This is a genomic window from uncultured Porphyromonas sp. (genome assembly GCF_938039215.1).
GTDB lineage: Bacteria > Bacteroidota > Bacteroidia > Bacteroidales > Porphyromonadaceae > Porphyromonas.
Genome location: NZ_CALHVI010000019.1, coordinates 72,302 through 94,634 on the forward strand (window position 1 = coordinate 72,302; position 22,333 = coordinate 94,634).

15 protein-coding genes and 1 rRNA gene are annotated in these 22,333 nt (G+C 55.3%); 5 read left to right on the plus strand and 11 right to left on the minus strand.

Features of this window, described 5'->3' with window-relative positions:
* Positions 1–43: 43 nt before the first annotated feature.
* The 4 genes from Q0336_RS02325 to Q0336_RS02340 are packed head-to-tail and all read right to left on the minus strand — an operon-like array spanning position 44 to position 6,955.
* Complete coding sequence (locus tag Q0336_RS02325; RefSeq protein ID WP_298525173.1) at positions 44–1,537, minus strand: hypothetical protein; 1,494 nt, start codon at positions 1,535–1,537, stop codon at positions 44–46.
* A 21-nt stretch (positions 1,538–1,558) separates the two neighbouring features.
* Complete coding sequence (locus Q0336_RS02330; RefSeq protein WP_298525176.1) at positions 1,559–2,401, minus strand: DUF4843 domain-containing protein; 843 nt, start codon at positions 2,399–2,401, stop codon at positions 1,559–1,561.
* Positions 2,402–2,413: 12 nt separating this feature from the next.
* Positions 2,414–3,862, minus strand: coding sequence for a RagB/SusD family nutrient uptake outer membrane protein (locus Q0336_RS02335; RefSeq protein WP_298525179.1), 1,449 nt, complete (start codon positions 3,860–3,862; stop codon positions 2,414–2,416).
* Between the two features lie 21 nt (positions 3,863–3,883).
* On the minus strand, positions 3,884–6,955 hold the full coding sequence (locus Q0336_RS02340; protein WP_298525182.1) for a SusC/RagA family TonB-linked outer membrane protein: 3,072 nt from the start codon (positions 6,953–6,955) through the stop codon (positions 3,884–3,886).
* Between the two features lie 703 nt (positions 6,956–7,658).
* On the opposite strand from Q0336_RS02340, the gene nhaA reads away from it, so the two are divergent.
* A complete protein-coding gene (gene nhaA, locus Q0336_RS02345) occupies positions 7,659–9,002 on the plus strand; it encodes a Na+/H+ antiporter NhaA (protein WP_298525185.1) in 1,344 nt (447 codons plus the stop codon).
* A 144-nt stretch (positions 9,003–9,146) separates the two neighbouring features.
* Complete coding sequence (locus Q0336_RS02350; protein ID WP_298525188.1) at positions 9,147–9,689, plus strand: hypothetical protein; 543 nt, start codon at positions 9,147–9,149, stop codon at positions 9,687–9,689.
* A 147-nt stretch (positions 9,690–9,836) separates the two neighbouring features.
* Here the strand turns inward: Q0336_RS02350 and Q0336_RS02355 are convergent, their stop codons facing one another.
* On the minus strand, positions 9,837–12,455 hold the full coding sequence (locus tag Q0336_RS02355) for a hypothetical protein (protein WP_298525191.1): 2,619 nt from the start codon (positions 12,453–12,455) through the stop codon (positions 9,837–9,839).
* A 36-nt stretch (positions 12,456–12,491) separates the two neighbouring features.
* A complete protein-coding gene (locus tag Q0336_RS02360) occupies positions 12,492–13,385 on the minus strand; it encodes a GLPGLI family protein (RefSeq protein WP_298525194.1) in 894 nt (297 codons plus the stop codon).
* A 415-nt stretch (positions 13,386–13,800) separates the two neighbouring features.
* Between Q0336_RS02360 and pth the strand changes: the two genes are divergently transcribed.
* From pth to Q0336_RS02375, 3 genes are all read left to right on the plus strand, one after another.
* The gene (gene pth / locus Q0336_RS02365) at positions 13,801–14,364 is read left to right on the plus strand and encodes an aminoacyl-tRNA hydrolase (RefSeq protein ID WP_298525196.1); all 564 of its coding nucleotides are present in this window, start codon (positions 13,801–13,803) and stop codon (positions 14,362–14,364) included.
* 58 nt (positions 14,365–14,422) lie between these two features.
* On the plus strand, positions 14,423–14,800 hold the full coding sequence (locus tag Q0336_RS02370) for a RidA family protein (protein ID WP_298525200.1): 378 nt from the start codon (positions 14,423–14,425) through the stop codon (positions 14,798–14,800).
* Between the two features lie 109 nt (positions 14,801–14,909).
* Positions 14,910–16,727, plus strand: a complete 1,818-nt coding sequence (locus Q0336_RS02375; protein WP_298525203.1) for an LTA synthase family protein — start codon at positions 14,910–14,912, stop codon at positions 16,725–16,727.
* 666 nt (positions 16,728–17,393) lie between these two features.
* On the opposite strand, the gene Q0336_RS02380 is transcribed toward Q0336_RS02375, so the two are convergent.
* The 5 genes from Q0336_RS02380 to Q0336_RS02400 all read right to left on the minus strand — a co-directional run.
* On the minus strand, positions 17,394–18,203 hold the full coding sequence (locus Q0336_RS02380; RefSeq protein ID WP_298525206.1) for a Rossmann-like and DUF2520 domain-containing protein: 810 nt from the start codon (positions 18,201–18,203) through the stop codon (positions 17,394–17,396).
* Positions 18,203–18,853, minus strand: coding sequence for a nitroreductase family protein (locus tag Q0336_RS02385; RefSeq protein ID WP_298525209.1), 651 nt, complete (start codon positions 18,851–18,853; stop codon positions 18,203–18,205). The genes Q0336_RS02380 and Q0336_RS02385 overlap by 1 nt, the downstream gene beginning before the upstream one ends.
* Positions 18,854–18,914: 61 nt before the next feature.
* The gene (locus Q0336_RS02390; protein WP_298525212.1) at positions 18,915–20,246 is read right to left on the minus strand and encodes a Fic family protein; all 1,332 of its coding nucleotides are present in this window, start codon (positions 20,244–20,246) and stop codon (positions 18,915–18,917) included.
* Positions 20,247–20,797: 551 nt separating this feature from the next.
* Positions 20,798–22,093 carry an FRG domain-containing protein gene (locus Q0336_RS02395; protein WP_298525214.1) on the minus strand — a complete coding sequence of 432 codons (1,296 nt, stop codon included), beginning with the start codon at positions 22,091–22,093 and terminating at the stop codon, positions 20,798–20,800.
* Positions 22,094–22,278: 185 nt separating this feature from the next.
* Positions 22,279–22,333 (minus strand): 16S ribosomal RNA (locus Q0336_RS02400); the annotation flags it as partial.

Below are 22,333 nucleotides of genomic sequence, written 5' to 3' on the forward strand. Positions count from 1 at the left end.
GAGCCTTCCTCCCGAAAAGGAGGGACGGGAGGAAGGCGGTATGTTAGCGATTGAACTGGCGGTAGATGATCTGCTTGATCTTCCCCGTGATCCCCGTTTCAGCCTTGATGAGCACGGGCGTGATACCTGAGACATCATAGCTGTAGATCGAGCCGACAAGTCCCGAGCCAGAGCCGTTAGCCCCGATGAAGAGACGGTTGTCGGTGGTCAGCGCCATCGAAGAGATGGTCTGCCCTGAGGGGAGGGAGATCCACGCTGGATGCTCCGTGACAGTCGTATTGGCCATGTTGTAGAAGTACACCTTGTCCGCAGTCGCTACGAGCGCAGCCGTACCACCGAGGTTAGGCATCAGGTGCGTAGGCGTGCCTTCGGTGAACTCGACAATGGAGACCGTAGCACCATCGACATTCTGCGACTGAGTGAAGTCCCCAGCCGTGAGGCGAGCGACGAAGTACTTGCTATCCGAGTTGCGCTTGAGCAGCAGCAGGGTGTAGTTATAAGTATAGTTCCCTTCACCAGCGCTCTTCATATCGATGAGCGTCATGCCCTCGAAGGGGTTCGTCTCCTCAGGAGCCCCACCAGGGAAGGCACTCGCCGTAAAGGTACGCACCTTCTTCACTGTGACTCTTGATCCAAGGATCATATACAGCAGGTTGCTTCCCGCATTATCGAAGAAAGCCATCCCCTCACTGATACGTGTACCCGTCAAGGCTCGCCAGTTCACGATAGCCGAGGCGAGCGAGTAGCCCGGGGCAACAGGCGAGAGATAACGATCGTGCTTCTTAGCTGGGATATTCCCCGTCTTCTCCAGCTCCCAGACGTTAGCCCCCGAGATGAAGTATTCCCTGACCGTAGACTGATTGCCACTGGCGTGGCTGAAATCTACGGGGTTCGTGAAGGAGATACGAGGCGAGAGGACCTTCAGCGAGTCAGCAGACACACGATAGTAGCGTGTGGGGAGGCCGAGGGCAATACCGAGATAGCTACGAGATGCACCTGCACCTGGCACATAGCGGTAGAAGAGCATCGACTGGGGATCCCCCGTCATATCGATGGTGGGGTTGCTTCGCCCGAAGGCATCGAGGTCAAAGGCATCCGTCTTCTCCCCGCCAGGCAGGTAGGAGAGGATGGTCTTCCCTTCGTTGCTCGCCAGGACGTACAGCCCGTCGACATAGCGGTAGGGCACGTCGATAGTGAAGCGGTAGAAGTAGGAGCCGTCAGGCGTGTACATGCGCAGACGGGCATCATGCTTACCATAGCTCGTAGGGCTATAGGAGAGGTCCTTCTCCGTAGAGACGACCACGCCATCGACGATCCACTCATAGGAGGGCGTCACAGATGCACCCGTCGTGATGGTATATGCGGGCGACTTGATCACGGTAACCTCACCGAAGGCAGCCGTCTGCACCGAGGCGATGGGCTCTGTTACCTTGACGACAGCCAGAGGGTGATCGCCATTGACCGAGTGATCCTTGTAGCAGGAGGAGAAGAGTGAGAGGGCCAGGAGAAGGCCCAGTGACTTATAGATCTTATTCATCTTCATTCGTACTCTGTGAGGTTAGCGATACTGAGCTAAGAGACGGACCAGAATTGCTGGCTTCTCTTCACCATGCTCATCCATATACTTCTCGAGGCGGAGCAGGAGGGGATACTGGATGTTAGCATCAGACGAGTATAGGGCATGCTGTATGGGGTCTTCCCCATTCTTGGGGAGGCCGTAGGCATTGATGAGCATACGGTACTTCCCTTCACTATACTTCCCGAGATAGACATCTTGGAGGAAGCCCCACCAGAAGGGGATCTCGAGCTGATTCGTCACACAGAGGACGACTGTATTGCGCTTATTGACCGCCGTCCGCAGGTCTGCCGTAGGAGACAGATGCATCGTGATCGTGTCGTACTTCAGGAGGGGGACGTCACCAGGCTCCATATCTGAGAGGGCATCAAGGAGGGTGCGGACACCGTCACGGGTGACGATGTACTTCCCGTTCTCCTGCTGCACGGTCGAGATCTTCGAGCGATTGAGCTGCAGCGTGAAGGAGCCCTTGATGGAGTCTGCTGCGATCGTATAGCTATCCTGCAGCGCATCGAACTGCTCGCCCGACGTAGCGGTAGAGCGAGACTTATCAAGCTCTACCTTATAGCTCAGAGGCGAAGAAGAGAGCTTCCCAAGGAGGTTCACTTGGAAGGTCAAGGGGATCTTCCCATTGTTGTCCTCGAGGAGGGCGAGGTTCTGTACGGCGATGGTATCTGCCCCCGAGTTAGGGAAGTAGATCACACGTGACTCATTGTAGTAGCCATCCTTGCTGTACTCTCCGGCGTAGATGTCCGACTTGGAGCAAGCGCTGAGGAGGCCGAGAGCGGCCAGGGCAAGCGAGGCCAGTGAATATCTTCTGTTCATTGTCGTGGGCTTTTACTTGTTACCGTAGGTGAGCTCATCCTGAGGCCAGGGCAGGACAAAGATGCTGGAGCTGGGCTGGATCGTACTGCTCCCAAGGAGATCAAGGAAGGAGGAGTTGAAGTGCTTCAGCGCAGGGAAGATCTGCCCTTCACCTGGCATCTCACGCATGTACTCCTTGACAAGCTCAGCCTTGAAGTCCACCTGCGTGGGCAGGTCGCTCGAGGTGAGGGTGTTCAGACCACGGCTCTCGCGCACCTTATTCAGAGCAACAAGCGCTGCCGTAGGATCGGAGGAGTAGAGGGCTTCGGCCTGGATGTAGTACATCTCTGGCAGACGGATCAGGGTCAGCCCGCGCTGCGCAGTCGCTGCAGCCGTAGCTTCCTCCGAGCTGGACGCGAAGCGGATGAACTGCTGGTAGGTATCTACATTGCGGTAGAAGGCTGCCTGACGATTGTCGATAGCACCCGCGGCCGCTCCCGTGACAGCATAGAGCTGATCGAGGACGCTTCGGCTGTGTGCCTGGACACCCTCATCGGTACCAGCGACATTCTTCAGGAAGCGATTAGCGAAGTCATCGAGGAAGCTATTCGCATAGAGCCCGAAGATCAGCTCGCCCGTAGCAGGGAAGCGACGTACAGACTCGAAGGAGTTACGACCTGCAAGCTTAAAGCTCGCCGTATGATCGGTGACCTTCTTAGCATACTCAGCGGCCTTTGCCGAGTTCCCCATCGCCTGATAGACACGCGCCTTGGTAGCGTAGACCGCATACTTATTAAAGTGGATGGCACGGCGTGACCAGAAGTCCGTAGACTGCGTACCATCGAGGCTCACCGTCTCATCGATATCGGAGAGGAGGCGCTCAGCTTCGTCGAGGTCCTTGAGGATATTCTCATAGGTCCCTGCGACCGTGTAGACCGTACGGTTCTTGAGGTTGAAGTCATACGAGTAAGGGATACCGCGTGAGTCCTTGCCTCTCTGGTAGTCCTCGGCGAAGAGGCGCACGAGGTCAAAGTGCAGGAAGGCACGCAGACCGAGGGCCTCGCCCTTGAGCTGGGAGAGGTGGCTGCTGTTGAAGGAGGGCGACTCGAGGTTCGCCAGGATATTATTGACGTAGGAGATGACCTGGTACTGACCGAGCCACAGGCTGTAGATCTCAGCCTGCACGGACACGTCCGTATAGTTATAAGCGCGGGTCTTCACTGAGGTCGAGGTTGCACCCGTAGAGCCAAACATCTGAGCGAGCTCGTCGACGAAGCCGTTCGTCATGCGCTGCCCGTAGAGGTCAGACTTAGCCATCGTCCCGTAGACACCATAGAAGGCATCGTAGTACCCCTGGAGTGAAGAGAACTGGACTTCCTGCAGGAGGGTACCCTTAGGCTGGACATCGAGGAACTTATTGCACGAAGGCAGAGCCGCAAGGCTAAGCGCTCCGAAGGCTATATATAAAGCTGTCTTCTTCATAAACACACTTCTCATTTAGGGTTAGAAGGAGAGACGCAGAGACATCTCTACGCTGCGAGCAAAGGGATAGTCCAGACCACGCTCGCGCTTGACCGTGGAGAGGTAGAAGAGGTCGTTGGCGAGGAGCTCGACGCGTGCACGGCGCATGTGGAGCTTCTTGACCCAAGTAGCCTCGGTCTCATAGGCCAGAGAGAGACTACGCAGCGTGAAGTAGTATTCCTTCTGGATGAAGCGGCTCGTCTGATAGGGGCTCTCCGTAGAGGCAATGTCACGATAGCGGGTGACGTCACCAGCCTGCTTCCAGCGGCTCTCCAAGACGCGACGGTCAGCATTCTGCTCCTTCTTTGTACCCTCTACACGAGAGGCGAGCGTAGCGTTGTAGACCGTAGCACCGAGGGAGTAGCCGAAGTTCGCATTCAGCGAGAAGCCCTTGTACATCAGGTACGAGGTGAGCGAGCCATAGGCCCAAGGAGACGTGTCGCCGAAGACGCGACGGTCATTGGGATCATAGGTGAAGGTATAGGTACCATCACGCTTGATGTAGATCTCCTTACCCGTAGCAGGGTCAATACCAGCCGAGGGGACGACCTTGAGAGCCGTAAGCGACTCACCTTCCTCGTAGAGAGGCAGGGGCGTCGTACCGCGGTTGAGGGAGTCGACACCGAGGTTCTTCTGGTTGAGCGCCTTGAGAGCATCACTCACCTTCTTGACCTTATTGCGGTTGTAGGAGTAGTTCAGCGAGAGCGACCACTGCAGGTCCTTCGTCTGGATGGGGACGACACGCGTCTGGAACTCGATACCATTGTTCTCGACCTCCCCTACATTCTGACGGGCGGTGACAGCACCGATCGAGGGAGCGAGAGAGACGTCGAGCAGGAGGTTGTCCGTCGTCTTCTGATAGGCATCGAGGGTGAGGTCCCAGCGGTTCTTGAAGAGCGTCAGGTCAAGACCGACGTTCTTGCTGAGCGTGCGCTCCCACTTCAGCTCGGGGTTCCCGATAGCCAGGGGCACGGAGCCTGCACCTACGATATAGTTGATACGATTATTATAGGTATAGGTCGTGAGGGCCTGATAGGGGTCGAAGGAGATATTCCCCAGATACCCGATACTCGCACGGAGCTTGAGCAGCTGGATATTCTTATTGCCCTCGAAGAACTTCTCATTGTGGATATTCCAAGCCGTACCGAGTGACCAGAAGGGAGCGAAGCGCTGGTTCTTACCGAACTTCGAGGAGCCTTCGTAGCGGTAGACGACGTCCACCGAATAGCGGTTGTCGTAGATGGCGTTCCCGTTGAAGAAGAAGCCGGCAGCCGTAGCCAGCGACTCAGAGCCCGAGGGACGGGCGCTACCACCATAGCCGAGGGCGAAGTTGGGGTGTCCAAGGACATCGGAGTAGAAGCCAAGGCTGGTATAGCTGCTGTTGTCCGCCGTCGTAGACTCGAGGCTCGAGCCCGCCATTGACGTGACGTAGAGCTTCTCGAAGAAGGTACGGTTGTAGGACACCATCAGCTTACCGAGGAAGCTCAGACCACGACCGAGGTTCTCGGTCATCGAGCCCTTCTTCGTCAGGTCGGTTTCATTACGGAAGGTGTAGGAGAGGGGTGACTTGAAGCTACGCGAGTAGTTATTACGCGTGGTGAAGGAGAAGTCCCCATCGATACGGAGGTTACGATCGATCCAGTACTGCGCCGTCGTCGTATTCAGGAAGTCCATGCTCCCAGCGCGGTTGAAGCTCCCAAGCGAGGCTTCGTAGAGCGGATTATCCAGATCATGCTCGAGCTTTGCGAGCAGCTCACCATTAGCATCATAGGGCGACTGGTAGGGGTTCTGCTTCGAGAAGTTCGAGAAGGAGCCATAGCTGGGATCCTGCGACGTAGAGCGGTTCACCGTCAGCGTATTCGAGGCGAAGAACTTCCCCTGCTTGTTGTAAGAGAGCTTGAAGGTCCCCGAGAGACGCTCACGTGCGGACTGCATCATGACCCCCGTCTCATTGCCATAGCGGAGCGAGAGACCATAGCGCACGTACTTGTCCCCCCCGTCGGCACTGACCGTGTGAGAGTGTGAGACACCCGTGCGCAGGGGCTTAGCCAGCCAGTCGGTATTCGTACCGCTCTGGATCATACGCACGACGCGGTCACGACGCAGATCAAGGCTGTGCTGCAGATCAAAGGAGGGGAGCATCGCTGTACCACCAGCCTTGTAGAGGCCAGCCAAGTCCTCATACTGGAGCTTCTGCTGGGGCGTGAGGAGGTGGTAGTCGCTGAGGTCAGGCATCGAGAGACGCAGGGTACCGCTATAGTTCACACGGATAGCTCCCTCGCTGATGGGCTTCGTCGTGATGACGATGACCCCAGCAGCAGCCTTAGCACCATAGAGCGCCGAGGCCGAGGCATCCTTGAGGACGGTGACGCTCTCGATGGTGTTCATATCCATATCGTAGATATACTCGACATCCACGATCGCCCCGTCGACGACGAAAAGGGGAAGGTTAGCTGCACCCGAGAAGGTAGCACGACCACGCAGGTTGAGGTCGGGGCGAGCATTGGGGTCAGAGCCGAGGTCATTCTGGTGGACGACCTGCAGACCTGGGACAAAGGCTTCAAGTCCCTGCAGGAGGTTCTTCGTCCCGACCGAGAGAAGTTGCTCGGACTTGATCGTCGTCTGAGCCCCCGTATAGCTCTTCTTATCCTTCTTCGTGAAGCCCGTGACGACGACCGATTCGATCGACTGGCTATCGGGCTCGAGGTCAACACGGACGGGCTTACCTCCTTGTAGGGTAAGCGCCTTAGACTTATAGCCGATGAAGGTGACACGCACCCGCTCACTAGGATTCTTGGAGCGGAACTCGAAGTGCCCCTTGCCGTCGGTGATGAAGCCCCCCGTCTGACCGAGGACCTGTACGGTCACCAGCGGCATAGGGTCGCCATTCTCATCATAGACCGTCCCGCTATAGACATGGATCGTCGATCGGGGTTCATTTTGCTGCGTTGCATTCCCCCCCGAGGACATAGCCAAGTTGGGAGAAGTGGCCTGGGCGGAGAGTGCTGAACCCAAGATCCAGCCCCCCACTAAAAGCGTTGTAATTATTCTCATTCGACCTCAATGGATTAAGTTCGACCCATAGGCTACTAGCCGTAGCGTATGCTGGGAATAGTAGAAGCTACGACACCCACAGTCCACACGCCAAGCGCCCCTCAAGTCCCATTCTGGAGAAGAACCGAGAGTAAAAATTGCTAAGACGCTGAACTGCCAACAGTTCTAGGCAACCTATCGGATTTAACAAAGATAGTGATTATGCGATAAATCATAACGATTGTTTAACATTTTGCCATTTCTTCAAGATCTATTACGTCTATCCATAAGCAACAAAGTTGATCGGAGCGTCCTCCCCACCCCTCTTAGTTCAGCTCCTCCAGCCCCCCAAAAGCTCCCCTACGGGAAGCCTCTAAAAAAACCTACTGTGGGTCGCCTTGACGACCTACCGTAGGTCGGTCGACCGACCCACAGTAGGTTTTTTCGGCGACCCACCATAGGGTTCTTCTCCACCCTCCCAGAAGCCGCTCCGTAAGCGGCCTCTTGATCACCCCCTCATCGCAGCGGAGCGACACACTCCGACAGAAGACACTTCCCCTAGGAAATCACTCATCTCCCGACTTTTTCACCCAATTATCACTAACTTTGTACAAAAGTGGAGGATAGGGTGGTCTGATCACAGATCTCCCCGCTCTGCCTTTGCATGCGACACCAAGGACGCACAACGGCCAGTAGCCAATCAGTACAAATCTCCAAATTAAAGATGAGCACAACCCCTTCTCAAAGGTCTTCTGCACTACGGCGAGTCACCGCCCTGCGCCCCAATCCCACAGTACTCCTCTTCCTAGCGACCATCGTCGCCGTATGTATAGCCAACTCCCCCTGGAGAGATAGCTACGAGCTCCTCCTCCACTACCCCGTGCAGGTGATCGTCGGAGGGGTCGAGCTCTTCCGCCACCTCGGCCATACGATGACCGTCAGCCAAGTGGTGAATGATGCCCTCATGGCGATCTTCTTCTTCCTCGTGGGGCTGGAGATCAAGCAGGAGCTCTTAGTCGGCGAACTAGCCTCTCCTCAGAAGGCACTACTCCCCGTCATCGGAGCCTTCGGTGGGATGATCTTCCCCGTGCTCTTCTTCCTAGCTGTCGCACCCGAGCATCCTCAGAGTATCGGTGCTGCCATCCCTATGGCTACCGACATCGCCTTTGCGCTGGCTGTCCTAGCCTCGCTGGGTGATCGTGTACCCAAGAGCCTACGTGTCTTCCTCGCCACGCTCGCCGTAGCCGACGATATCGGGGGGATCATCGTCATCGCCCTCTTCTATAGCTCGGAGGTCGCTCTCCTGCCACTGGCCATCGGCCTTGCTCTCGTAGGAGTCGTCTTCCTCCTAGGGCGCATGCGCATCCATACCCTCGAGCCCTACATCATCCTAGCGATCGCTGTCTGGGCCCTCTTCCTCCAGTCCGGGATCCATCCCACGATCGCAGGTGTCCTAGTCGCCCTCTGCATCCCCGCAGGGACGAAGGTCCACATCCGCGAGCTCTCTCAGAAGCTCCACGAAGCGACGAGCCGCCTCTCCACTGAAGCCCGAGAAGCAGACCGAGCACTCATCCTATCGCATGAGCAGCTCAAGACCATCACCATGATCAAGGCCACCGCAGGCAAGGCGATCAGCCCCGTGCAGACACTCGAGCACGCACTGGCTCCAGTGGTGAACTACTTCATCCTCCCCCTCTTCGCCTTCGTCAATGCAGGGGTATCGCTGGGCGGAGTCTCGGCAGACATGCTCCTTGGCCTTCCCCTTGCGATCTTCCTCGGACTCTTCGCTGGTAAGACCGTAGGCATCAGCCTCTTCACATGGCTTGCTATCCGCATCAAGCTCTGTGCTTGGCCTGAGGGCATGAATCTTCCCCGCCTAATCAGCCTCGCAGCTCTCGGTGGTATCGGCTTCACCGTCTCCCTCTTCATCGCCAACCTCTCCTACGACAGCCCTGACCTCATCCAGCTCCTCAACGAGGCCAAGCTCGGCATCTTCGCTGGGACGATCGTCTCTGGAGTCGTAGGCTACCTGCTTCTGAAGAAATTCCTCCCCCACACCAAGGCTTAGCCTCGGCGTTCGACTGGGACTACAGCTGGGCGACCCCCGCTGTGCTCCCAGTCGAAATGTTTACCTTTGCTTGCAATTGAGCTAGGGGCTTTGGTGCCTTTAGCTCTTGTATCTCACCTCATATTTTCAAATTACTTTTCATCAATGCTCAAGAAAGTATTTCTAGCTGTCCTCGCTCTCGTAGGCAGCGCCAACCTAGCTAACGCTCAGGAAATCTTCTCCAAGGGTACCTCTGCTATCAATGCAGGTGTCGGTATCGGCTCTTACCTCAGCAATCTCTCCATCCCCCCTCTCTCTGTCAGCCTTGACTACGGTGTCGTAGACAACATGATCAATGGCAACAACGGGTCGATCTCCATCGGGGGTTATGTCGGCTACACCGCTAGCAGTGCCACCTTCTACAACTCTAAGTTCAACGCTTCGTACGCTATCCTCGGCGCTCGTGGTGCGTTCCACTATCAGTTTGCCCCTAAGCTCGACACCTATGCAGGTCTGATGCTCGGCTACAACATCGTGTCTTCTTCCTGGTCAGGAGCTGAGTATAATAGCCTTGCTTCTGCAGCTAGTGGGGTGGCTCTCGGCGGTTACCTCGGTGCTCGCTACTTCTTCACGGAGAACATCGGTGCCTTCGGTGAGCTTGGCTACAGCATCGCTTACCTCAACCTCGGTGTGACCTTCAAGCTCTAAGAAGCTCAGCCCACACAAGAGTAAACCCATCTACTCTTAGATAAGACGAACGCTGCATCCCCTCCACTTGGGGCTGCAGCGTTCGTCTTTTTGTATCTCCCCGAGCCTAGGGGATGGCGTGAAGCTCACCCGAGGGAAGGACGGGATCTAGATACGGAAGGAGGCTGTGACGATCAGCTCTCGAGGACGAAGCGGGACGGCGAAGCTCGAGACCTCCGTAGCGGAGAGATGCGTCACTTGGTAGGCAGTCTGCCCCCAGAGATTTGCTATCCGTGCCGAGAGCTTGAGACGCTTACTTACGGTCCATCGGGCATCAAGGTCACCGAAGAAAGTATGCTTGTAGCGCTGTGGGCTGGTCTCATTCATTGAGTGGACGACCTGCAGGCCGAGGAGCCAATTATCACCTAGGGGAAGGGCAGCCTCCAGGCTCTCTCTTAGGGAGAGGACAGGGGCAAGCTTGGTTAGAGGGTGATGTATCCATGCACTACTTAGCTCAAAGGTGTAGGCCAGCTCCAGCGGAACGAACTTATTACACATCATCGTGAGACTCGGCTGAAGGATGTTACTCTGGATCGGATAGGTACGCCGTGCCTGTGAGCTGAGGTAACTAGCATGGCTGTACTTCAGCTCAGCGTGCAGACTGAGTCCGAGCACCGAGATAGTCCTGTCGACCGCCCCCGCTATGGAGAAGGTCTGTCTGTGGTGCATACTATCGATAGGGACACTCACTGTTCGGTCGGAGCTGTATGTATAATCACGGTAGTAGCCACGGGTCGTCAGAAGATAGTTCAGATGTAGGTAAGCAAAGAAGAGCTCCAAAGGATCACGGTAGGAGAGCCGTAGCGAGCCCGAGAGACTCTCCTGTGTATAGAGCTTCTCAAGACTCTGGTAATAGAGTCGATAGCCCCTACGCTGCTGGCTAGGGCTGTAGTAGGTATCAAGATCTGGACGCTGTGCATAGCCCCCACGTAGCCACAGTTCTCCTCGCTGCCCGATACCCTTCCTTAGGCTGATGAAGGGTGATACACGAAGGCGGGTCGCCTCGTCATGAATACCCCCGATGTAGAGTGCTTCCCGCTCCAAGGTCATGGGCACTCCAGCCGAAAGATAGAAGCCCTCGGGGCGGTACGTGAAAGAGGCATCTAGCCCAAGGGCAAGGTCTCGATAGCCTGAAGAGCGAGATAGGCTCGCTTGGGGTGTATCATAGCTTCTAAGGTCTGCCGTAGCGCTGAGTCCCGTGCTGAGCGACAGAGTACGACCGAAGTGAAAGATCATCGAAGCCCGATGCGTCGAATGGAGCTGGGTGATGCGCCTCATCTCATGGAGAGGCTGGCGAGGGAGAGCACCCTCTGTCCATTCCCCACGGAGGATCTCCCCAGCGGTGTAGCCACGGGTGGAGGAAACGAAGTCTAGTAGAGCTCCTCCGAGCGTGAGGGTTGTCTGGAGCGAAGCCTGTAGCCAAAGAGGCTCTTGTCGGAGCTGTAGAGCATAGCGTCGACTATTGGAGTTCAGCCCCTCCTGCTCATCGGAGCGCCTCCCACCGAAGGTCAGTTCGCCGAGGAGGTAACGCTTGGGAGCATTGAGCTCGTAGCGAAGGGAGGCATTGTAGTAGTTCGGCCTCTGAGTGATCTGGGAGGCCTCATAGAGGTCTAAGGGCATCGTGCCGAGGTAATGTCGCTCGCTCTCCGAGCGAAGAAGCCTGCGATCATGATAGCCAGAGACATTGAGCCGAAGGTCGCTGTACTGGGTGAGCTTCTGTAGGTCGTTGAAGCCCCAGTTAAAGCTCCGATCATCGAGGTAGCGGTTGATATCTAGTGGAGGACTTTTGGGGGCTGAGGTCTCCAGCACAGTAGAGGGCAAGGGCACCTGTGGGAGCGGACTCGAAGCATCTATCTGCTGGGCAAAGTCCCCCGAGAGGTCTGTCCCAGTATTATTCCCTTTGAGGGTTGTGATGAGCTGGTTGGTGCGTCCTGCCTGCATCAGGAAGGTCTTCCCCTCCCAGAGGGGTGGGCGCACACCCGTTCCTGCCATGACCTCTCCGAAGGGTCGGAAGCGAGAGCCTTTGCTTAGGCGGATATTAAGAGCAGCCTGATCACTCATGGCGAATCCTTGTAAGATACGCTTGTGCTGATTGTGCTCTATGATGTCTACCTGCTCGACGGCATCCACAGGGATATTGCGTGAGGCCTGTGTATAGTTGCTTCCCAGAGGATCTTGTCCCTCGATATAGAACTTATTGATCGCCCTGCCCTGATACTCTATGCGCCCATTCTCCTTGACCTCAATACCAGGGAGTTTCTTGATCACATCCTCGAGGTAGCGATCCTGCTTGCCTGCAAAGGCCTTGACACGGTAGTGAAGGGTATCACCCCGCATGCGGATCGGGTGAGCCTTGATACGCACCTCCCGTATGGGTGTCGTCGAGGGTTGTAGGCGGATGGTGAAGGTGTCGCCCAGCTGCTCGCTGATACGTAGTTCCTGCTTCGTATAGCCTAGCAGAGCGAAGGTGATACGCACATCTCGGGGCGAGAGACGGAAGTGAGCTTCTCCCTTAGTATCGCTCTGAGTAAAGCCCGTGCGCCGTCCTTCGCCGTCCCATACTGAGCACAAGACATCGACGATCGCCTTGCCTGTCTCGGCACTCACGATACGGGCGGTCACACGGCATTCCTCGGTCTGTCCCCAAGCTTCCCGCCCTAGGGGAAGGAGGAAGAGGAGGGCAAGGAGCCACCAAAGCGGACGGGCGAAGCGGACGGACTGTCTCATGCGAGTGATGAGGGCGAAGCGAGCAAGCGGGAGTTGCTACTCCAGCTCGATCGGGTTGTAGGGCTTGGGGGGACGTACGGGCTTCTTCCCCTGGACGACGATCTTAGAGGAGGTATAGCCTCCAGGATTAGCCATATACCGACGCTTCGCTTCCAGCAGGCGCTCCCTCGTAGTCTTGAAATACTCTCTTTCCTTCCGATAGATCATCTCTTCGGCTGGAGCTCGCTCGAAGCCCTGCAAGGTGAAGACATGGTCCCGATCTCGGTCATATATACAGGCGATGAGTCCGGGTAGACCTCTGAACTTGTACGGCCCATAGCTCAGCGGGATCTCCTCCGTGTACCAAGCCGTATAGTCACGGCCTCGGTAGTGCGTCTGAGCTCGGTGGCAAGCATAGCCAGCGATAATACTATCCCCAGGGACGAGCTCCCACTGCTGGTGAGGGATAGGCTCCTCGTAGGTAAAGTAATCCATCACGATACGATCGAAGCCTTCCACCTTCCCCTCCGCCTGCCGAAAGAGCAGATGACTCCCCGAGAGCGACCTCTTGCCGGCCGAGTAGTAGGCAGGGATGAAGTCCTCGGGGCGCAGGCCTGCCTTCACCCCATGATCGAGGATCGAGTCCGCCTGCCAGCTCCCATAGTTTAGGTACCGCTGTGCAGTCTCTCCGACCTGCAGGAGCTGTATCCACTCATGCGAGGGGCTGGGTGTCTTGGCTATGGGATGATACTCAATGCTGTAGTACACTCGGTAGAGGCAGGGCTCGATGACCGTCTTAGCGATGGTGTCGGTCTTCATGGTCTTGGCTGCTTGGATCATGCTCCCGATGATCGTGCTAGAAGTCTGAACCTGCGCCTCCATCCTCTGCGAACCGAGGAAGAAGACAGAGAGGAGAATGATGAAGTGTCGCAAGCGAATAGCTGTATCCATACGTTCGGTGAAGTTGGGTAATGATCTAAGGGGACATCCCTTAGGCTCTTCTATGCAAGTGTACAAAGTATTCTCGAGAAACCCAAGCGGGAGGCCAATCAATTGCCTTGCTTCCTATCCCAGAAATGAGAGGTCTCAAGCCTTCGATCCGAGGCGAGAGAATCGGAGGGGTCTCTACGGGGCAAATAGCCCCGCTTCGTAGCACTCGCTCGTGACCCCGAAAAACGACCTACCGTAGGTCGCCGAAAAAACCTACTGTAGGTCGTCCGACCGACCCACCGTGGGTCGCAAGGACGACCCACAGTGGGTTTTCTGGAGACCGCACCAGAGTGCAGTCTAAGCACTCCTTCTAAGTAGCACCTCGAAATTCCGTATCTTCGCACTGCACAACGCTATTGCACGACAAGACAACTCTATGAAATACCTCATCGTAGGCCTTGGGAATATCGGCGCTGAATATGCTCAGACCCGCCACAACATCGGCTTCCGTGTAGCCGATGCCTTGGCCGAGCGCCTTGGAGTGCGCTTCGAGACGAAGCGCTATGGCGACGTGGCTATGGGACGCGTGAAGAATGCCCAGCTCGTCATCCTCAAGCCCTCCACCTATATGAACCTCAGTGGCGAGGCCGTACGCTACTGGATGAGCACGGAGAAGATCCCCATCGAGCGCGTGCTGGTCATCGTCGATGATCTAGCCCTGCCCTTCGGTGCCCTCCGACTCAAGAGCAAGGGCAGTGACGCTGGACACAACGGGCTGAAGAACATCGCCCAGCTCCTCGGCTCACAGTCCTATGCCCGCCTGCGCTTCGGTATCGGCAACGATTACCCCCAAGGTGCTCAGATCAACTATGTCCTCGGAGCCTTCTCTAGCGAAGAGTCTGCCGAACTACCCCAACGTATCGAGACCTTCTGCGATGCTGCCATCGCCTTCTGCCTCGAGGGAATCAGCTCGACGATGAACCGCTTCAACTCCAAGTGACCCCAGACAGCATCATTTCATCCTCTAATACTCATCACATAAACAACTCCTCACTCGTATGAAGAAAGTCATCGCCACCACCCACGCTCCTGCAGCTATCGGCCCCTACAGTCAGGCTATCCTCTCTGGGGACATGCTCTTCGCCTCTGGTCAGCTCGGCATCGACCCCGCTACGGGCGAATTCCCCGAAGGTGTCACCGCTCAGACCGAACAGGTCTTCCGCAACATCAAGGCCATCCTCGCCGAAGCGGGCTTCACCATCGATCAGGTCGTCAAGACCACCTGCTTCCTCGCAGACATGGGCGACTTCGCAGCCATGAATGCCGTCTATGAGAAGCAGTTCACAGGCTCCTTCCCTGCTCGCTCGGCCTTCGCCGTCAAGACCCTTCCCAAGAATGGCCTCGTAGAGATCGAGGTCATCGCCGTACGTAGCTAAGCCCTAGAGCTACGCCCCTTATCCCAACGCACAGACGGCACACACCTTCCCCAAAGAAGGCTGTGCCGTCTGCCTCATATCTATTCCCTCCTTCACTACCCCACCCTAGATGAAGCCTCGCATCCTCTATCTTCTTCGGCTGATCCTTGTGCTCCTCGTGAGCTTCCTCCTGCAGAAGCTACTCTTCCTTCTCCTCACTCCTGGTGATGGGGAAACGGGGCTGGGGGATGCGCTCGCCGTCCTATACCATGGGCTGAGTCTCGACCTATCCGTCCTAGGGTATCTCCTCGTAGTACCGCTCATCCTCCTTGCGCTGAGCTTCCTCCCGAAGCTCTTCCCCGCAAGGCGAATCCTTCGCCCCTATCACATCCTCGTAGCGCTATTCCTCGGGATCGTGACCGTCGTCGACCTGCGGCTCTATCCCTTCTGGGGCTTCAAGCTCGATGCGTCGGTCTTCCTCTACCTCGACAGCCCAGGGGAAGCCTTCGCCAGCGTCAGTCTTGGCTTCATCCTCGCTAACCTCCTCCTCATCGCTCTGTGGTCAGCTCTTATCTTCTTCGCCCTCGGGTGGAGGCTGGAGAAGTCTTGGCCTTCGGTCAAGAAGGGCTGGATCCCTGCCCTCGGGACACTCGTGCTCCTTGCCCCGACCTTCCTCCTCATCCGAGGCGGAGTGAGCCAAGCTACCGCCAATGTCGGGCAGGTGTACTTCAGCGATCGTCAGTACCTCAATCACGCAGCGGTCAACCCCGTCTTTAGCCTCTTCTCTTCGCTGGGGAAGACCGAAGACTTCGGGGCGGAATACAACTTCTACACAGATGCGGAACTTGCCCGCCTCACCGCCGACCTCTTCCCTGCCGAAGCAGCGAGTCTGGATACCCTACTCACTACTCGCCGACCGAATATCCTCGTCATCATCATGGAGAGCTTCGGCGCTCGCTACATCGGCTCGCTAGGCGGAATGGCTGAGGTCAGCCCACACTTCGATCGGCTCGCTAAGGAAGGGATCCTCTTCTCCTCCTGCTATGCGAATAGCTACCGCACCGACCGAGGTGTCCTCTCAACACTTAGCGGTTATCCCAGCTTCCCCACGCACTCCGTGATGAAGCTCCCCGCTAAGAGCCGTAGCCTCTCCGCCCTGAGTGCCCAGCTGAGGAAGCAAGGCTATTCGACAGATTTCCTCTACGGGGGCGATGCCAACTTCACCAATATGAAGGGGTATCTCCTTGGCTCGGGCTACCAGCGAGTCACCGATGAGAAGGACCTCGACAAGCGCCTACCTCGCACCAACTGGGGTGTACCCGACGGAGTGACCTTCGACTATCTCTATGAGGAGATACTACGCCAGCCGACGGACAAACCTTGGCATAAGGGTTTCTTGACCTTGAGCAGTCATGAGCCCTTCGATGTGCCCTACAAGCGCCTTGCTGAGCCCATACCCAATGCCTTTGCCTATCTGGATGAAAGTCTGGGAAAGTTCATCGAGCGTCTGAAGAAGACCCCTCAGTGGAAGAACCTTCTCATCATCTGCCTAGCGGATCACGGCTTCTCTGACCGAGACAGCGACGACCGCAATAGTACCGCCGTGCATCACATCCCACTCCTCTGGCTAGGTGGAGCTGTGCGCAGTCCTCGTGTCATCCCCGAGCTCATGAACCAATCCGACCTCGTGGCTACCCTCCTCGCACAGCTTGGTCTCTCCTATCAGGACTTCCCCTTCAGCAGGAACATCCTAGCTCCAAACTATACGAAGCCCTTTGCCTACTACACCTTCAACGATGGCTTCGGCTTCATCGATCCCACAGGGAGCACCGTCGTGGACAACGTCAGTGGCCGTGTCCTCGAGGATGTGCCTACCCCTTCGCCACTGCGCCAGAGCCTCGGTCGTGCCCTCCTCCAGCTGACGCACGACGACCTCGCCCGACGCTAAACCTCCGATACGCTAAGCACCAACTACAACAAGGGTCGCACGTCTGCTCACGGCAGGCATGCGACCCTTGTTGTATTCCCCCTCTTCGGAAGGGGCTAGCAGGAATAAAGACGGGGGAGCATATAAAATCAGAAAGCGTGTGGCTCGATGCCGAAGCAATCTAACCACACGCCTAATGTAGGTCCTCGGTGATCACACCCTACCACACTACGAACACCAAACGCAATCTTCCCGTAACCCAGAAGGTATGATTCCTAAGAGACCTGGCGGCCGTCTCCCGACGCCCAAGGCAATATGTCATTGTCTTTGTACTGTGATAACACGACCCATAGGGAGTATTGTTCACGGTAGCGGGTACAAAAGTAAAAAAATTAATTTTAATGCGCCCCTTTTCTTGGTAAGGAGCCGAGATAAGCCCCCATCCTCAAAGAGAATGATTCTTCGGAGAGATCACCCTCCGCGCTACAAAGAGCCCCAAAGGCGGTACAAGCGTGTCCTCTGGGACTTCCCAGCGGAGCAGGGCAGGTCGTATCACACTTTTATCCCTTGGACCTCCCAGCTAGACGCAGCTGGAGGGATAGATGAGGTTCGTCCTATTCACCTTAAGATTAGGAGGCTTCCATCCCATCCCCACCGATACGCAAGGTGTATCAAGAGCAAAAGGCACTACCTCTCGGAGCGAACTCGGATCTGCTGGGATAGGAGGGTATAGAGCTGAGCGAGTTCGGGCTCTGAAGCCAAGAAGCGCTCATGACGGTGCAGTGTCAGTTCGTCGCCTCGCCGTGCAGGTCCCGTCTGCGCCTCCCGTGCAGGGAGCTCATGAAGCTTCGCTGTCATCTCATCGATCAGCGGTAGGAGGGCTTTCTCGGGAAGGCCATGTTGGGTCAAGAGCTCCTCGGCGACAGCAATTAAGTGATTGGAGAAGTTGCAAGCAAAGACCGCTCCGAGATGGAGCACAAGACGTTGCTCGCTCGTCGCACGAGCCACCGAGCGACTAAGCAAACCACCTAGCTGAAGGATCCGCCCTTCCGTCTCTGGGTCGGTGGCCTCCACATATAGTGGCACCTCGGTAAAGTCCAGTTTCTTCGCCTTCGAGAAGGTCTGCAGGGGATAAAGAACACCTGCAGGTCGATACCCACCAGCGAACTCTGCCAAGGAAGTCGAACCCGAGGTATGCACCCAGAGACCTCTTGTTCGCCCAGCAAGGGCCGCAGCCAAGGAGATCAAGGCATCATCGGGCACAGCAAAGATGTACCAGTCTGCATCAAGATCAAGTTCATCCAGAGATCCAACCGCACTAATCCCTTCGCCCAGCTCCTCAGCCAGTACCCGAGCCGAACTTCCCCCAGGGCTATAGATCTGAGAGAGGCGCACGGCAGACGAAGCTGAGGCCACAAGTGCTCGCCCCAGATGCGTCGCCACATTCCCCGCACCAAGCAGGACAAGGCGCTCAGGAGTCTCTTGTTCGGACATCATTACTTATTAGGGGCCTCAGTCTCCTCGAGTTCGGGGTAACGCTCGATATGGATCTTCTCCCACTTCAGCGATTCTGTAGGACGTGGAGCAGCGTCGCTTGCCTTATGTCCGATAGCTAGGATGCAGAAGACCTCCAGCTGGTAAGGGATCCCAAGGAGATTGCGCACATACTCCGAAGACTCTTGTCCATTCCCCGTGTAGCAGCCGTAGGCATCTGCCCAACAGGAGCCCAGCCCCAAGGCTTCGGCTTGCAGCTGGATGTAGCCTGCCGCCAGCGAAGCATCAGCGATCCATCGCTCGCACTCCATCGGGGAGCCAAGGATGACGATCCCCAGAGGCACCTGCTGGAGGAAGAGCGCCCCACTCTCACGCATGTGGCTGAGGCGATCAAGCATCTCACGCTGCTCGATGAGGATGAACTGCGTCGTATGCTTATTCTTGGACGAAGGGGCACGAAGTCCCGCTTCCAGCAGGATCTGCACTTCCTCGCCCGTCAGCGGAGTATCGACGAACTTACGGATGGATCGGCGGGTATAGATCGCAGGGAGCAAGCGGGGCTCATTGCTTTCGTCAAGGAGTTCCTTCCCAAGGTTTTTGATTTCGTCGAGTAGATGTTCGCCTTCATGGCGCAAGGATTGGTCTTTGGTCATATCTGTCAATGTATTTACGGGCACAAAGGTACGAAGACTTAGCTCACCGAACCCTAGTCCCTCACCCCGCCAAGCCCTCCTCCAAGAGCTCATCGAAGCGGGGACTCTTGAGGTAGCCACGCTTGATCTTACTGCGAGCTATCTCATCCAAGAAGCCTCGCTCAACAAGCCCTTTCAGATCAGACTTAGCCGTGGCTAAGGTGACCCCAAAGCGTTGTACGACTTCTCCACCTGTAAGCTCAAGTGATTCGCTCTCTCTATAGAGCTGAAGGATCTGAATCTGACGCTCATTGAGCCCCCCGATACGCAGGAGCGGGGTGAGACGCTCCTTCTCTCTGAGCTTCTGCTGGGCATAGCTCTTGAAGCTCTCAATAGCAAGACGAAGTACCTTCAGATGGTACTGAACAAAGTACCCCAGATCGAGATCGTCCGCCTCGACCTTGAGATAAGCCTCCTCATACTGGCTTTTCCCTTTATAGATCACCTGAGAGATGGAAAGGTACTCTAGGAGCGAATAGCCCGAGCGCAACATATACCAATAGAAGAGTGCACGTGCCGTACGCCCATTGCCGTCTATAAAGGGGTGCATATAGCCGATGAGGAAGTGGATGATGATCCCCCGCAAGATCGGGTGGATGAAGATCGGCAAGGCATGGTCATTACAGAGTGCAAGGAAGAAGCGCATGAAATCGGGGAGCTCCGTAGCACTAGGCGGTAGATGCACCACCTCACGAGTCAACTGATGCTCCACATAGACCTCGTCCGCTGTCGTCCGGAAGCGCCCTTCGTCAGCAGCCTCCGCCAGCGTCCCCCGTACCATCGACCGATGTATCTGTAGGAGGAGTTCCTCGGTCATCTCAGCATTACGTTGCTCCTGCAAGAGTGCCATCGTGCGGTAGTTATTGAGGATCATCCGCTGAGAGCGATCTCGCGGTGTGATATTCTTTCTCAGCATCTCCTTAGCTACATGACGAGTCGTCGCTGCCCCCTCTATTTGGCTCGAACGAATAGCCTCCTCCATCAACGCCCCCAGCAAGTAACGACGCTTGTGCCCCTGGGGAATAAGCTCAGCGACAAAGCGGTCGGTCTGAAGCAATTGATCCAGCTCATAAAGCAGTCCCTGCATCTGAGGAGTCACGAAGAGATGAAGCCCGTAGCGAGGGTAGATGGTTATACCCGCCGCCCTACGCTGCCCCTTGAGATAGCCCCATAGGAGACGGGGAGTCAAGGGCGCTTCCAGCCCCTTATACTTGTACTTGACATCCGTCCAATAGGCATAGCGATCATTGCACTCACTTAGGAGAGCCTTCAGTTGAGTATCTGTAGGATGGCTGAGAATATACTGTTGTTCCTCAGCGGTCAAGGTCGGAGGTGTCTCTATCTGCGTGCTCATAACTAGTCCTTATGCTATGCACAAAAGTAACAATTCTCTTTAATCATATAAAATTAAAGAGTTTTTATAGTGCTACACGAAGACCTCGGAAGAAGATCATGCACCTCTAGCCTCCGCACTCCGCTGTACGCTACACAGTCAAACTCAAGCGAAGAAGAGCTCCAAAGAACGGGCAATCCAAAGATGCCGAAAGCATGGGGAAAAAGTCCTCTTCACAGCAGGGCTAAAGAAGGGTAATTAAGAGCCCTCAAAAACGACCTACCGTAGGTCGCCAATAAAACCTACTGTGGGTCGCCTCACCGACCTACCGTGGGTCGCAAGGACGACCTACAGTAGGTTTCTTTTGCCCCTCCCCAAGCTCCCTCTCCGCTCAAGCTAAACAGCCCCTTCCAATACCCGCAGGCAAAGGCTCTCCGCCCTCCGACCCTTCCCCCTAAAAAAGCGATGCGGTGACCAGCCATTGCTGGTCACCGCATCGCGCTATGATGAGCTAAGCTGAAAGGTGCGACTTTAGCCTAGCGCAAAGAGCACTACGAGGTGTTTGTCTCTCATTAAAGCTTGTACTTCTTCTTCAGCTCCTTCGCATACTGCTCCATGCCTGAGTAGATATATGAATCTGTAATCCCCAAAAGCTCCAACTCCTTGAGTATATCTGCCTTACACCCCTTCGGAACAATGAGCTTTCTCTTAACCCACTGAGCTGGGACCCTAGGGACCTCTTCTCCTTTCCCTTTTTCTAAGCACACCGCAAAGACACCAGCAGTAAGCTTAAGCCCAAACAGAAAGAACGCTCCCGCTTGATTAACAATGCGAGGATTACCATACTTTGCCTTCACAAGGAAAGTACAACACAAATCAAAAGGATTAATTAACGGCTGAAAGTAAGGCTTCTCCTCTCGAATCTGATGAAGCAAAATTTGGATACCACCCTTATTATTGAATGCCAGCAAACTTGGATCCTCATGCTCCATGTGTACATCCTCTTCTTGTTCTAGCTTGGTCGCTAACTTTTCATCCTGATGTATATTAATCTCTATATCGCCACACTTTGCGAGGTTAGATAATATAGAGACCGTGTCACTATCATAATGCTTCACTCTATCCTCGGGGACAGAAAATAAATAAACAGCTCCATCTTTGGGGCCAGCCTCTATCGCAGCCTTTTTCCCTGCATCCACTCCTGCCCGTATCTCCGCTGCAAAATCCGGGAACTCTTTAATAAGAGGAGCAACTATACAGCTAACCATTCTATCTCCAATAGGATTCTCTTCATGCTTAGTGCTAGCTGCAGTTAGAACTCCTGCCAAAACCCCTACAGAAGAAAGAATCTCCTCTAAACGGTCACTATTACTACTAATAGAAGAGCCATCTGGATAATTTTCTGCATAGGCTTCAGCATCAAGCGCAATACCATAAGCAGCATCAAACGTAGCATTTACTATACCAGAGACAGTAGTATCACCAGCTGGCTGACAGGCAAAGTAAAGGGCAACCAGAGGATTGGTTGTCACATCTAGAAGGCGGGTAGGCAGGCCATAATGCTGCATCTGGACAAGGTAATCTAATGCAGACTTGCATTCAGAAAAGTCCTGTGGCACATGTGCCACCATATCACGAAACAACAAATGCTCGTTCTTTATCCCCTTATCTGACCTAACGATTGAAGGCTTCAAATCCCAAGATTCATCAGCATGTCCTCTGTAGAAGACTTCAGTAGCTTCATCTATAGCGAAGGGATCATCTTTAACGTCTTCTTCAATCGCTTTAATAAAATCAACTACAGAGGTAATCTCAGTATCGCGGCGAGAAGAGGTAGAGGAGGCATAAGGAGTAGAGTCTTGGCTCATTGGGAATGGGAAGGATAGATAATATATTATCAAAAGAAGGGCGGTAATAGCTAAGCTACTACCGCCCTATGGGTGAGAAGATTGATATGACAGCAGAAGTGAGTACATCCGTCAGAGACGAACCTAACTCATCGCATACGTACATACTACACTAACTATACTAAAGCCCATTTTCAGAACTCCAGAAAGGAGGTGTTCCAGCCGCACCTTCCGGTACGGCTACCTTGTTACGACTTAGCC